Below are 12,555 nucleotides of genomic sequence, written 5' to 3'. Positions count from 1 at the left end.
CCGGGGGAGCTGACACGCATGGGCGAGGCGTCGGTCGATCCGCGACGGCGGGTGCCGCGCACCGACGTGCTGCTGGCAGACCCGGGGTTGGCCGCCGCAGCGGTCACCCTCGGCCGGGACCGGGTCAAGGTCGCCGTCGCCCGCGCCCAGCAGCGGGCCCGGCACGGAGAGATCACCCCCGACGAGGTACGCGACGCTGCCCTCGCCGCCCTGCCCGCCCCCGCCCCCCGCGCGGTGCTCAACGCCACCGGGGTGGTGCTGCACACCAACCTCGGCCGGGCCCCACTGTCCGGGGCCGCCGTCGCCGCGCTGGTCGCCGCCGCCGGCTGCACCGACGTGGAGCTGGATCTGCGCACCGGCCGGCGGGCCCGACGGGGTCGGGACGCGCTGGACGCGCTGGCCGCTGCGGTGCCCGACGCCGCCGCCGTACACGTGGTCAACAACGGGGCGGCGGCCCTGGTGCTCGCCGCGACCGCGCTCGCCGCCGGCCGGGAGATCGTGGTCAGCCGGGGTGAGCTGGTGGAGATCGGCGACGGTTTCCGCCTGCCCGACCTGCTGGCCAGCACCGGTGCCCGGCTGCGTGAGGTCGGTACGACCAACCGCACCACCCGCGACGACTACGCCCGGGTGATCGGGCCGGACACCGGTTTCGTGCTCAAGGTGCACCCGTCCAACTTCGTGGTCACCGGTTTCACCTCGGCCGTCGGTGTCGGGGAGCTGGCCACCCTCGGGGTGCCGGTGGTGGCCGACATCGGTTCCGGCCTGCTCGCCGCCGACCCGCTGCTGCCCGCCGAGCCGGATGCCGCGAGCACCCTGCGGGCCGGGGCGCACCTGGTCACCGCCAGCGGTGACAAGCTCCTCGGCGGTCCCCAGGCCGGGCTGCTCCTCGGCGACGCCGACCTGGTCGACCGGCTGCGTCGGCACCCGCTGGCCCGGGCGTTGCGGGTCGACAAGCTGACCCTCGCCGCGTTGGCGGCCACCCTGCACGGGCCGGCCACCCCGACCCGGATGGCCCTGCACGCCGACCCGGCCGTGCTGCGGGACCGCTGCGAACGGCTGCGCGACGCCCTCGGTGCCGAGGGCCACAAGGCCGAGGTGGTGCCCAGCGTCGCCGTGGTCGGTGGCGGCGGTGCCCCCGGCGTCGAGCTGGACTCCTGGGCGCTGAGCCTGCCCGAGCGGTACGCCGCACCGTTGCGCCGGGGTGATCCGCCGGTGCTCGGCCGGGTGCTCCGGGGCCGGCTCCTGCTGGACCTGCGCTGCGTACCCGCCGACGCCGACGGCACGCTGCGCGACGTGGTGCTGCGGGTGGCCGACTGAGATGTACGTCGTCGCCACCGCCGGGCACGTCGACCACGGCAAGTCCACCCTGGTCCGGGCGTTGACCGGGATGGAACCGGACCGGTGGGCGGAGGAACGTCGCCGGGGGATGACCATCGACCTCGGCTTCGCCTGGACCGCCCTGCCCACCGGTGCCACGATCGCCTTCGTCGACGTGCCGGGGCACGAACGGTTCGTGCCGAACATGCTCGCCGGGGTGGGGCCGGTGCCGGCGGCGCTGGTCGTGGTCGCCGCCGACGAGGGGTGGATGCCGCAGTCGGCCGAACACCTGGCGGCCCTGCACGCCCTCGGGGTGTCCCACGGGCTGCTGGTGGTGACCCGGGCCGACCTGGCCGATCCGGGGCCGGCGACGGCGCAGGCCCGCGCGCAGCTCGCGGCGACCTCGCTCGGCGCGGTCGAGTCGGTGGCGGTCAGCGCCGTCACCGGCGTCGGCCTGCCCGAGCTGCGCGCCGCCCTGGCCCGGCTGGTCGGCCGGCTGCCCGCCCCGCAGACCGACCGGCCGGTACGGCTGTGGATCGACCGGGCGTTCACCATCCGGGGCAGCGGCACCGTGGTCACCGGCACCCTCGGTGCCGGCGGGCTGCGCGTCGGTGACGAGTTGGCGGTCGCCGCCACCGGGGAGCCGGTCCGGGTCCGTGGCCTGCACCGCCTCGGCGTGCCCGCGTCTCGGGTCGCGGCGGTGGCCCGGGTGGCGGTCAACCTGCGCGGGGTGCCCCGGGACCGGCTCGGCCGGGGCGACGCCCTGCTCACCCCCGGCGAGTTCCACCACACCGACCTGCTCGACGTGCGGCTGGCCGGCGACCCGGCCGGTGACCTGCCGGCCACGCTGACCCTGCACATCGGGTCGGCGGCCGTGCCGGCGCGGGTCCGACCACTCGGCGGGGACACCCTCCGGTTGCGGCTGGCCCGTCCGCTGCCGCTGCTGACCGGGGACCGGGCGCTGCTGCGCGACCCGGGCCGGCACCACGTCTGCGGTGGAGCGACCGTGCTGGACGTGGCACCCCCGCCGCTGACCCGACGGGGTGCCGCCGCCGCCCGCGCCGCCGTCCTCGCCGACCTCGACGGGCGTGCCGACCTGGCCGGCGAGCTGCGCCGCCGCCGGCTCGTCCGGGCCGGCGAGCTGCGGCGGATGGGGGTCACTGGCGAGGTCGCCCCGGTCGCCGGGGACTGGCTGGCCGACCCCGGGCACTGGCAACTGCTGGGCGTACGGCTGGTCGAGGAGGTGACCGCCTGGGCCGCGGCGCATCCCTTGGAGGCGGGCGCCCCGGTGGAGGCGCTGCGGCAGCGCCTCGGCCTGCCCGACCGGGCCCTGGTGGAGGCGTTGGTCCGGCCGCCGCTGATGCTGCGCGCCGGCCGGATCGGCACCGGTGGGACCGGGGGCCTGCCCGAGCCGGTGGCCCGCGCGGTCGACCGGGTCCGCCGCGAGTACGCCGCCCACCCGTTCCGCGCGCCGGAGGCCGACCGGCTCGCCGCGCTGGGCCTGGGCCCGCGGGAGGTCGGTGCCGCCGTCCGGGCCGGCGCGTTGCTGCGGCTGGCGGAGAACGTGGTGCTGCTGCCCGACGCGGCCGACGAGGCGGTACGGGTGCTCGCCCGGCTGCCGCAGCCGTTCACCCTCAGCGCCGCCCGGCAGGCCCTGGACACCACCCGTCGGGTGGCGGTGCCGCTGTTGGAGCTGCTGGACCGGCGCGGGGTGACCCGTCGGCTGCCCGACGACGCCCGCGAGGTGACCGGGGCGGGTTGACCGGTCCGCCGCACGCGGTGGGCTCTGATCGCCTCGCCGGTCGCCCTGACCGCCTCGCCGGCCGGGCACCGGGGCGTGCCGGCGCAGGCGGCGCAGCTCCGACGGCGAACCGGCCTCCCCCGGCCGCCGGGTCGCCTACCGTGACGCCATGGACCCTTCGGCGGTCTGGCGGGACCGGAACCATCGCTGGCGGATCGAGGCGTACCGGGCTCCGGACCTGCGGTTCGCCATCTTCGCCACCAACGGTCCCACCGAGTCCGCGCCGCTGTGGTTGTTCGGCATGGCCGCGTTGGCCCGCTGGTTGATGACCCACGCCATCTCCCTGGACGACCTGGAGACCGACTGACCCGGGCGGGACCGGCGTCACCCCGGAGCCCTTCGTCGCCGTCGTCGTGGCGTGCACCGTCGGCATACGGGTCCGACGGGTCCGTGCCGCCGGGTCGAGGTGCCCGGTGGTCCTGCAGACCCGTCGCCCGGAAGGGGGAACCGGGTCCGATCGTCTGGTCCGGCCTGGCCGCTGCTCGTACCGTGCGGGACGTGAAGGACCGAGGAATGCGGACGTTTCTGGCGGTGGTCGCCGGCCTCGCGGTGATCTACTTCGGGGTGACCGGGCGTAGCTCCACCGAGGACGGCGGCGGAGTCTCCGGCGGGGTGGTGCTGTTGGCCCTGCTCGCCGCCGTGCTGGTGTGGCACCTGACCAAGCCGGCGGGCAACAAGCCGGTCGACTGACCTGCCACGCCGCTGACCTGCCGATCAGCGCGGCTCGTCGACGGCATGAAGGCCGCCCCGCGCACGCCACGCACCGACGTGACCCGCCGGTGCGCGCCGCCGTCGACACCTCAGCGGGTCGCGGCGGCGGTGCGGGTCACCTCGCCGGCCGACTCCTCCCCGAGGGCCACCCGGACCAGCGCCGACGCCAGCCGACCGAAGTCCGGCTCGGCGACCAACCCGGCCAGCCCGTGCGGGTCGGCCGGTAGGCCGAGCCGTTTCGCGCCGGCCAGGGTGCGCCCGTCGGCGTACGGGCGCACGTCCGACCACACGGTCTGCGCCTCCCGCAGGAAGATGTCCGCCCCGGTGGGGCCGATGCCGGGGAACTCGGTCAGCCGGCGACGTAGCGCCGCCGGATCGCCCCCGGTCTCCCGGTGCATCCGTCGCAGGTCACCGTGCCAGCGGTCCAGGCACAGCCGGGCGCCGGTGCCGAGCATGGTGGCGGTCCGCTCGTCGTAGCGGCGGTAGTGGCCGCGACCCAGCGCGTCCACCCGGTCCTGCCAGCGCGCCGCCTCCATCGCCTGCGGGGTACGCCAGCCGGCGGCGAACAGCTCCCGGGCGGCGGCCACCGCGACCTGGGCCCGGATCCGGGTGCTCAGCAACGTGGTGAGCACCAGCAGTTGATAGAGCGGGCCGGGCCGGTCGGCCAGCGTGATGCCGGCCTCCTCGGCATAGGTGCGGCCCTGCCGGTCCAGTAGCGCCCGGGCCACCCGTCGGTCGTCCCCCATCACCCGCTACTACCCGTCCTGCCGCGGCTCAGCCCTGTCCGCGGGGTCCACCTGCGGGGCTCGCATGCGCCCCCCGTTGGCGGGTAACCGCTGACGGGCGCGGAGCACCGTGCCCGTCCACCCGGAAGGAGACACCCGTGACGAACGTGCAGCAGCCCGAGATGCGCCGCAACGGGAAGAACCCGACCGTGCAGGACAGCAAGGGGCCCGGCGCGACCGCACATCCCGCCCACCGGGGCACCTCGCCCGGTGACCGGGGTCGGCCGACGCCCCGTGGCCAGGCGTCCCCGTACGGTCCGGGCGCGCAGACCGCCGACGACGACAGCAACCAGGGCTGACCGGCCGCCCGGGCGGGGGCGGTCACCGTCCCCGCCCGGACCGTCGTCCTGGCGTCGGTGGCGGCGTCGGCCGATACCTCGTTCGGACCGGGTCGGCGGGCGACCCGCTGTCACCCGCCGACGGAGCCGGGGCGGGTGACAGCGGGGTGGCGGCGTCTCACTTCGGGTCGCCGGGCTCGCGTTCCCCCTTGGGACCGTAGGTCCGTTCACCCCGGACCACGCCCCGTTGGCCCCGGTCGTCCTGCAGGATCCGGTTGGCCGCCTGGTTGGCTTCCTGGTCGGACGCGCGCCCCGACTGTTCGATCAGATCACGCAGCCGTGCCCGCTCCTTGTCGTACGCGTTGCTTCCCGGCCGTGGTCCTGGCATGCCGCCTCCTCGGTCCGTCCGTCGCACCTGCGGTACCCGCGCCGACTACCCGTCCCCGGCCCGGCCAACCGCACCCCGTCCACCGCAGCACCGACGACCCCGCGCCGACGACCCGCCCGGCCCGTCCCGCCCGGGCTGCTCCGTCCCGTCCGGTGCGGGGCCGGCAGCCTTCAGGCCGGGGTGTGGACCACTGCCACCGGGCAGGCGCTGTGGTGCAGCACCCGGTGGCTGACCGAACCGAGCAGCAGGCCGCCCAGCGCACCGTGGCCCCGACCGCCGACCACCACCAGTTGCGCCCGGCGGGACGCCTCGGTGAGGGCGGCGACCGGCCGGGCGTGCACGGGCTCCCGGTCGACCGGCACGTCGGGGTGTCGCTCGGCGAGCCCCGCGAGGGCCCCGGCGAGCACGTCGTCCTCCTCGTCACGCAGCCGGGTCTCGTCGTACACCAGGGGTTGGATGTCTCCGGGGCGGGCGGAGGCGGGGTGGGTGTAGGCGTGCACGGCCCGCAGTCGGACACCCCGTGCGGACGCCTGTGCGGCGGCGAAGTCCACGGCCGCGCGGGAGGTCGCCGATCCGTCCACGCCGACCACCACCGGCGCGTCGGCGTGTTCCTCGCCCCGGGCGACCAGGACCGGACAGTCGGCGTGCGTGGCGACCTGGATCGCCACCGAACCGACCAGCAGCGCGGTGAACCCGCCGAGGCCCCGGTCACCCAGCACGATGATCGCCGCGCCGGGCGACTCGCCCAGCAGCACCGCCGAGGCCTCGCCGTCGATGATCTCGCCGGTCACCCGGACGTCGGGGTGGACCGTGCGGGCCTCGGCCACGGCGGCCTCGACCAGGTTCTGCGCCTGCTGACGTAGCCCGCCCCCGGGCGGGTTGCCGGCGACCGGATCGATCGGCATCCGCAGCAACGGCCAGATGAAGCCGTGCACCACCCGCAGCGGTCGGTGCCGCCGGACCGCCTCCGTCGCGGCCAGCCGGACGGCGCGGAGCGCCGGCTCCGAGCCGTCCACGCCCACCACGACCGCCGCGCCGTTCGCCGAGTTCACCCGTGCACCTCCTGCCTGCGCCAGTATCGCGGCCGGCCGGGGTGCGGCGGGCCGATACCGCGACCGTGGCCGGTGGGGCCGTCCCGCCGGTGCCCGGCCGCGCGGGGGTGTGGGCGGCTCCGGTGGGCACCGGTACGACGGCGGGGCGTGCTCGGGGGACCGGGTGACCCCGGGCGGGACGGGGTCGCTCGCTCCGTATGATGCTTGCCCTGTAGCAAGAATCTCGGAGGGGACGATCATGCCGGATGCGCTCGCAGCGATGTCGCGTGCGCTACGTGAGGCGCCACCCGACCAGGTGGTGGAGGCCGCCGACCGGGCCCTCCGGTCCGCCTTCGCCGCGGTGCGGGTGGACGTGTTCCTGGCCGACTACCGGATCAGTGGGCTGTGGTCGGTGCTCGACCCGGAGTTGTCCGCCGGTTCGCTCAGCGGCCAGGGTGCCGCGCAACGCTGTTTCAGCAGCCAGCAGCCGGTGCTCGATCCGCACGACGGTGGGCGCTGCCGGGTGTGGGTGCCGTTGACCGCCTGGGGGGAACGGCTGGGCGTGTTCCTGGTCGAGCTGACCGCGAGCCCGGACCGCCCGACCGTGGACCTGGTCGCCGGACTGGCCGTCGACCTGGCCACCACGTTGCGGGCCGCGGACCGGGAGACCGACCGGTACCGGCGGACGCGGCGTCGGGAACGGTTGAGCATGGCCGCCGAGATGCAGTGGGACCTGCTGCCGGGGCGCAGCGTCACCCACGAGGCGTTCCAGTTGGCCGGCCAGCTGGAACCGGCGTACTCGGTGGGTGGCGACCACTTCGACTGGTCGGTCGATCCCGGGCGGCTCACCCTCACCACCCTCAACGGGGCCGGCACCGGGTTGTCCGCCGCGATGCTCACCGCGCTGACGGTCAACGCCATCCGCAACGCGCGACGATCGGGCGGTGGTCTGGTGGAGCAGGCCGAGCTCGCCTCGGACACCCTGTTCTATCAGCATCGGGGGCAGCGGCACGTGGCGACGTTGCTGCTGTCGGTGGACACCGCCACCGGTCGTGCCCGGGCGGTGGACGCCGGTTCGCCGCGTGTGCTGCGGCTGCGGGGGACCACCGTCGAGCGGATCGCCCTGGAGCAGCAACTGCCGCTGGGCATGTTCGCCGAGACCCGGTACACGGTGCAGGAGTTCGACGTGCTGCCCGGCGATCGGCTCTTCGTGGTCAGCGACGGCGTGTACGACGCGCAACCCGGTGGCCAGGAGGCCTACGGTGAGCGGGCCATGGCCAGGTCGATGCGGTCGACTCGGCTGCAACCGGCGACGGAGGCGGTTGGTACGGTGATGCGCGAGCTGTTCGCATATCATGCCGACACTGATCTACGTGACGACGCCGTCGTCGTGTGCCTGGACTGGTGCGGGCCGGGCGGGCGGTGCGAACGGTGATCGGCCGTCAGCGACACACGACAGCGGACAATCGCAGGGGACAGCGGGTGGATCGACCTCCGGATCTTGCCGCGGCGATCGACGCCGCCGCCGAGGCGCTCGTCGGTGTGCTCGACTCGGCCACCTCCCGTCATCAGGTGACGGTCCCGCCGACCCAGCTGCGGGTGCTGTCCCTGATCAGGGAGCGGCCGGAGACGAACGTCAACCGGTTGGCCGAGCTGCTGGACGTGGTGCCGTCGTCGGCCAGCCGCCTCTGCGACCGGTTGGAGGCCACCGGTCTGCTGCGCCGGACCCCGGACCCCCGGGACCGGCGGGAGGTGCGACTGGTCCTCACGGCCGCGGCGGTGACCCTGCTGGCCGAGGTGCGGGAACGCCGGCACCGGGCGGTGCAGGCGGTGCTGGACCGGATGCCGCCCCGAACCCAGCACGAGCTGCTGTCGGCGTTGCTGGCCTTCGGCCAGGCGGCGGCGCCGGGCACGCCGACGCCGCAGACCGATGCCGCCGTCCGCACCGCCTGAGCCGGCATCCCTGCGCCACTAGTATCCTAGGATGCCTTAGCGTCGGTGACGCAGCACACAACGCACCGCGACACCGACGCCGAACGCGTCCCACCGGCCACCCGCAGCAAGCCCGATATAGTGGCTGCCGGCCCGGGGCTCGACCGGCCCGGGCCACATCAGGGGGAGGTCCCGGCCGGGATCACCGAGACGCCGGCACCTGCCGGCCCGGTAGCGCACGAGCGACCGTGGTGCCCATGCGGGTGCCCGGATCCGTGCTGCGGAGGGAGGTTCGGTGTCACGTCGGCCGGCTCGGACAGAGCATCCGGATGAACCCGGCGGCGGCACCACCGCGGCAGACCGGGTCCTGACGCTGCCGAACCTGATCAGCTTCGTCCGGTTGCTCGGCGTACCCCTGTTCCTCTGGCTGTTCCTGGTCGTGGAGGCGGACGTCGCGGCGATCGTGGTGCTCGCCCTCGGCGGCACCTCCGACTGGGTGGACGGGTGGATCGCGCGCCGGCTCGGGCAGGTCAGCAGGCTGGGGGAGCTGCTCGATCCGCTCGCCGACCGGCTCTACATCCTCGCCACACTGCTCGCCTTCACCGCCCGCGAGGTGGTGCCGTGGCAGTTCACGGCGGCGCTGCTGGCCCGGGAGCTGCTGCTGCTCGGCTCGTTGGCGGTGCTGCGCCGGTACGGCTACGGCCCGCCGCCGGTGCACTACGTCGGCAAGACCGCCACCTTCATGCTGCTGGCCGCCTTCCCGCTGCTGCTCGTCGCGTCGGTGACCACGTCGGTGACGGCCACGACCATCGGGGCGATCGGCTGGGGGGCTGCCTGGTGGGGTCTGGTGCTGTACTGGGTGGCCGGGGCGATGTACGTGATGCAGGCGGCCCGGCTGGTCCGCGCGGCACGGCCGGGTCCCGGGGGAGCCCGCGCATGAGCGCGCCGCAGGACGGCGCGAAGCCGCCGGCCCGGTTGTTCACCCCGGACTTCCTCACCGAGCTGTTCCAGAATCCGTTGGACCCGGGCTATGCCGACGCGGCGGCCCGTCGTCGGGAGGCGCCGGCGGCTGCCGGTTGGCGGGGTGTCTCGGCGCGGGCGGTGGCGATCGTGGTGGTCGTCGCGGTGGGTTTCCTGTTCGCGGTGGCCTACCGGGAGACGGTGGCCGACGAGCCGAGTCGCAGCCAGGCGCGGGCCGCGTTGATCGCGCAGATCAAGCAGCGGGAGGCGGAGACCGACGAGATGACGGCGCGGGCCGGGCGGCTGCGTGAGGAGGTCGGTCGGCAGCGGGACGCGGCGTTGAGTGGTTCGCAGGCGGCCCGGTTGCGCAACCTGGAGGCGGGGACCGGGCTCGGCCGGGTGCGGGGTGACGGCGTGGTGGTGCGGTTGGCCGACGCCCCCGTGCAGGACAACGGGGCGGTGACCGGTGACTCGGGGGCCGGTCCGTCCCGGGTGATCTACTCGGATCTGCAGAAGGTCGCCAACGATCTGTGGGCTGCGGGCGCGGAGGCGATCGCGATCAACGGTCAGCGGTTGACGGCGACGTCGACGATCCGGTCGGCGGGGGCGGCGATCCTGGTGGACTTCCGTCCGGTGACCAGCCCTTACGAGGTTTCGGCGATCGGGCCGAGGTCGTTGCGGGACCGGTTCGACGACAGCCGGTCGGCGTATCTGATGCGTCGGGTGGCCCGGGACACGGGGTTGTCGTTCGAGGTGCGCCGGGCGGACGACCTCACGCTGCCGGCCGCTCCGGAGCCACGGCTACGCTACGCGCAGCCGTCGGTCAGTCCGAACCCGTCACCGGCGGGTTCGGGTGCTGTTCGTCCGTCCGGTACCGGGTCGTCCGGTCCGGGTTCGTCTTCCAGCCCCTCCGGAGGTGTCCGATGATCGCGGTGCTGGCGTTGCTCGCCGGTGTGGTGCTGGGGATCTACCTTGATCCGACGGTGCCGGCGGCGTTGCAGCCGTACCTGCCGATCGCTGTGGTGGCCGCGCTCGATGCCGTGTTCGGCGGGGTGCGGGCGAAGTTGGATCGGATCTTCGACGACAAGCAGTTCGTGGTGTCGTTCATCTCGAACGTGTTGGTGGCCGGGTTGATCGTGTATCTGGGTGACCAGTTGGGGGTGGGTGGTCAGTTGTCCACGGGCGTGGTGGTCGTCCTGGGGGTGCGGATCTTCGGGAATGTGGCGGCGATCCGTCGGCACCTGTTCCGGGCGTAGGTTGGTGACGTGAGCGACGAGCATCGGGAGACGGGCACCGGGTGGCCGCAGCCGGCGGAGCCGGTTCGTCCGGCGGTGGAGCCGGATCCGCGGCCGGACGCGCCGGATCCGGACGAGTTGAGTCCGCTGGTGCCGGTGGAGCCGCCGGAGGGTCGTGCGGTGGAGGCCGGTGACGACGGCGGGGAGACGGTGAACCTGGCGGAGGTGGCGTCGGCGGGGGCGCGGCCGGCGGAGTCCGGGGAACCGCCGTCGGCGGGGCCGTCGGGTCGGAAGGTGTCGTCGGCGGGGGTGATGATCGCGGCGTTGCTGGCGTTGCTGGGGTTCACGTTGGTGGTGCAGTTGAAGACCACCTCGACGGATCCGACGTTGGCGGCGACCCGGCAGGAGGATCTGGTGCGGATCTTTTCTGATCTGGATTCCCGGGAGAAGCGGTTGCAGCAGGACATCGAGGGCCTGGAGGACAGCCAGCGGCAGCTGCGTTCGGGTGAGCAGGGTCGGCAGGCGGCGTTGGAGGAGGCGACGAAGCGGGCCGACGAGTTGGGCATCCTGGCGGGTACGTTGCCGGCGCGGGGGCCGGGGTTGGCGGTGCGGTTCGAGCCGGGTGGTAGGCCGATCCGGGCGGACCGGGTGTTGGACGCGGTGCAGGAGTTGCGGGGTGCCGGCGCGGAGGCGATGCAGATCTCCGGTGGGGATCGGGCGTCGGCGCGGATCATCGCCTCGACGTACTTCCTGGACGGGCCGGGGGATGCGTTGGTGGTGGACGGGCGGACGTTGACGGGTCCGTTCACGATCACGGTGATCGGTGATCCGGAGACGATGCGTACCGCGTTGAACATTCCGGGCGGGGTGGCCGCATCGGTTCGTGGTGACGGCGGTAACGTGAGCGTCGAGGATCGTGAGGTTGCCGAGGTTTCGGCGCTGCACGCGCCGTTGAAGCTGGAACACGCCCGTCCGGTCTCCTGACCGGCGCGGCCGCGCCGGGTGGTCCCGGTGCACCGATGGATGAGGGACGCGCTGGTGATTCCTGAGGATCTGCGTTACACCGCCGAGCACGAGTGGGTGGTGGGTGCCGAGGGCGGCACTGTCCGGGTCGGTATCACCCAGTTCGCGCAGGATGCGTTGGGTGACATCGTGTTCGTCCAGTTGCCGGACCCCGGTGTGGTGGTGGGGGCCGGTGATTCGCTGGGTGAGATCGAGTCGACCAAGAGTGTGTCGGAGATCTACGCGCCGGTGAGCGGGACGGTGGCGGCGCGGAACGAGGCGTTGGGCGACTCTCCTGAGGTGATCAACTCGGACCCGTACGGTGCGGGTTGGTTGGTGGAGATCGTGCCGGCCGATCCGGCGGCGCTGGACGGGTTGTTGACCGCCGCCGCGTACCGTGAGCTCACCGAGAGCTGAGTGGCGTCGTGCCGGGCGTGGGTGGTGTTTGCCGCGCGTCCGGTTGCCCTGCATTTCGGCGCTGGCTAGGCTCGCCCAGTCGACCGAGAACCCCAAAATGGTGGAGCGTCGGGTAATTGCCTTCCGGGGCACGGGGAGCCAGCCGCCGGGTGTGTGATCTGCCCGGTGGCCATACCCGCCGTTATCCTGATGCTGACCGAACTGATCCGTGAGGTGGTCCCATGACGCGCCCAGGCGACGAGTTCCCCCCGCTCGACGTCACTTCGACGCTCAATCTCGGTTCGTTGGACGAAGTGCTGGAGGGTCCGGATCCCGATGTGGTGCCGAGTCGGATGTCCGGCTCGTTGCCGCCGGGTATGGCGCTGCTGGTGGTTCGTCGGGGCCCGAATGCGGGTGCCCGGTTCCTGTTGGACCATGATGTGACGACGAGTGGCCGGCATCCGGACAGTGACATCTTCCTGGACGATGTGACGGTGTCGCGGCGGCATGCGGAGTTCCATCGGGACTCGGGGATGTTCACGGTGCGGGACGTGGGGAGCCTGAACGGCACCTACGTGAACCGGGAGCGGGTCGAGGCGGCCACGTTGAGCAATGGTGACGAGGTGCAGATCGGTAAGTTCCGGGTGGTGTTCATTGCCGGTCCTCGCCCGGAGGAGGAGGCCGGCCGGGGGTGAACGAGCCTGCGGCCTCCATGCCGT

The 12,555-nt window shown here is 73.9% G+C and carries 16 protein-coding genes; 13 read left to right on the top strand and 3 right to left on the bottom strand.

Annotated features, from left to right (window positions below; translation table 11 throughout):
- Window positions 1-18 precede the first annotated feature (18 nt).
- The 4 genes from selA to GA0070216_RS34405 all read left to right on the top strand — a co-directional run bounded on the left by selA (window position 19) and on the right by GA0070216_RS34405 (window position 3,808).
- Complete coding sequence (gene selA, locus GA0070216_RS06585; RefSeq protein WP_091240456.1) at window positions 19-1,317, top strand: L-seryl-tRNA(Sec) selenium transferase; 1,299 nt, start codon at window positions 19-21, stop codon at window positions 1,315-1,317.
- Between the two features lies 1 nt (window position 1,318).
- Window positions 1,319-3,079 carry a selenocysteine-specific translation elongation factor gene (selB, locus tag GA0070216_RS06580; RefSeq protein ID WP_091240453.1) on the top strand — a complete coding sequence of 587 codons (1,761 nt, stop codon included), beginning with the start codon at window positions 1,319-1,321 and terminating at the stop codon, window positions 3,077-3,079.
- A 148-nt stretch (window positions 3,080-3,227) separates the two neighbouring features.
- A complete protein-coding gene (locus GA0070216_RS06575; protein WP_091240450.1) occupies window positions 3,228-3,425 on the top strand; it encodes a hypothetical protein in 198 nt (65 codons plus the stop codon).
- Window positions 3,426-3,631: 206 nt separating this feature from the next.
- Window positions 3,632-3,808 carry a hypothetical protein gene (locus GA0070216_RS34405; protein WP_176738858.1) on the top strand — a complete coding sequence of 59 codons (177 nt, stop codon included), beginning with the start codon at window positions 3,632-3,634 and terminating at the stop codon, window positions 3,806-3,808.
- A 110-nt stretch (window positions 3,809-3,918) separates the two neighbouring features.
- On the opposite strand, the gene GA0070216_RS06570 is transcribed toward GA0070216_RS34405, so the two are convergent.
- Window positions 3,919-4,575 carry a hypothetical protein gene (locus tag GA0070216_RS06570; RefSeq protein ID WP_091240447.1) on the bottom strand — a complete coding sequence of 219 codons (657 nt, stop codon included), beginning with the start codon at window positions 4,573-4,575 and terminating at the stop codon, window positions 3,919-3,921.
- A gap of 137 nt (window positions 4,576-4,712) precedes the next feature.
- Here GA0070216_RS06570 and GA0070216_RS06565 point away from each other — a divergent pair, with 137 nt between their 5' ends.
- A complete protein-coding gene (locus tag GA0070216_RS06565) occupies window positions 4,713-4,913 on the top strand; it encodes a hypothetical protein (protein ID WP_091240443.1) in 201 nt (66 codons plus the stop codon).
- A gap of 157 nt (window positions 4,914-5,070) precedes the next feature.
- Here the strand turns inward: GA0070216_RS06565 and GA0070216_RS06560 are convergent, their stop codons facing one another.
- Window positions 5,071-5,280: a phosphatidylethanolamine-binding protein gene (locus GA0070216_RS06560; RefSeq protein ID WP_091240438.1), complete on the bottom strand. Its 210-nt coding sequence runs from the start codon at window positions 5,278-5,280 to the stop codon at window positions 5,071-5,073.
- A 170-nt stretch (window positions 5,281-5,450) separates the two neighbouring features.
- Window positions 5,451-6,332 (bottom strand): universal stress protein, encoded by an 882-nt coding sequence (locus tag GA0070216_RS06555; protein WP_091240435.1) that lies wholly within the window; start codon window positions 6,330-6,332, stop codon window positions 5,451-5,453.
- 238 nt (window positions 6,333-6,570) lie between these two features.
- On the opposite strand from GA0070216_RS06555, the gene GA0070216_RS06550 reads away from it, so the two are divergent.
- The 8 genes from GA0070216_RS06550 (at window position 6,571) to odhI (ending at window position 12,531) form a co-directional block, all read left to right on the top strand.
- Window positions 6,571-7,746 carry a PP2C family protein-serine/threonine phosphatase gene (locus GA0070216_RS06550; RefSeq protein WP_091240432.1) on the top strand — a complete coding sequence of 392 codons (1,176 nt, stop codon included), beginning with the start codon at window positions 6,571-6,573 and terminating at the stop codon, window positions 7,744-7,746.
- A 47-nt stretch (window positions 7,747-7,793) separates the two neighbouring features.
- Window positions 7,794-8,264, top strand: coding sequence for a MarR family winged helix-turn-helix transcriptional regulator (locus GA0070216_RS06545; protein WP_091240429.1), 471 nt, complete (start codon window positions 7,794-7,796; stop codon window positions 8,262-8,264).
- A 274-nt stretch (window positions 8,265-8,538) separates the two neighbouring features.
- Complete coding sequence (clsA, locus tag GA0070216_RS06540) at window positions 8,539-9,183, top strand: cardiolipin synthase ClsA (RefSeq protein WP_091240426.1); 645 nt, start codon at window positions 8,539-8,541, stop codon at window positions 9,181-9,183.
- Entirely contained in the window at window positions 9,180-10,130 is a 951-nt protein-coding gene (locus GA0070216_RS06535) for a DUF881 domain-containing protein (protein WP_091240423.1), read from the top strand. Before clsA ends, GA0070216_RS06535 begins: the two co-directional genes overlap by 4 nt.
- Window positions 10,127-10,459, top strand: a complete 333-nt coding sequence (locus tag GA0070216_RS06530) for a small basic family protein (protein ID WP_067311500.1) — start codon at window positions 10,127-10,129, stop codon at window positions 10,457-10,459. The genes GA0070216_RS06535 and GA0070216_RS06530 overlap by 4 nt, the downstream gene beginning before the upstream one ends.
- Window positions 10,460-10,468: 9 nt before the next feature.
- Window positions 10,469-11,422, top strand: coding sequence for a DUF881 domain-containing protein (locus tag GA0070216_RS06525; RefSeq protein WP_091240420.1), 954 nt, complete (start codon window positions 10,469-10,471; stop codon window positions 11,420-11,422).
- Window positions 11,423-11,476: 54 nt separating this feature from the next.
- A complete protein-coding gene (gene gcvH, locus GA0070216_RS06520) occupies window positions 11,477-11,857 on the top strand; it encodes a glycine cleavage system protein GcvH (protein ID WP_091241022.1) in 381 nt (126 codons plus the stop codon).
- A gap of 221 nt (window positions 11,858-12,078) precedes the next feature.
- The gene (odhI, locus tag GA0070216_RS06515) at window positions 12,079-12,531 is read left to right on the top strand and encodes an oxoglutarate dehydrogenase inhibitor Odhl (RefSeq protein ID WP_091240417.1); all 453 of its coding nucleotides are present in this window, start codon (window positions 12,079-12,081) and stop codon (window positions 12,529-12,531) included.
- Window positions 12,532-12,555 lie beyond the last annotated feature (24 nt).

Origin of the sequence: Micromonospora matsumotoense (genome assembly GCF_900091525.1) — a bacterium.
Classification (GTDB): domain Bacteria; phylum Actinomycetota; class Actinomycetes; order Mycobacteriales; family Micromonosporaceae; genus Micromonospora; species Micromonospora matsumotoensis.
This window is presented reverse-complemented; position numbering and strand designations above follow the sequence as displayed.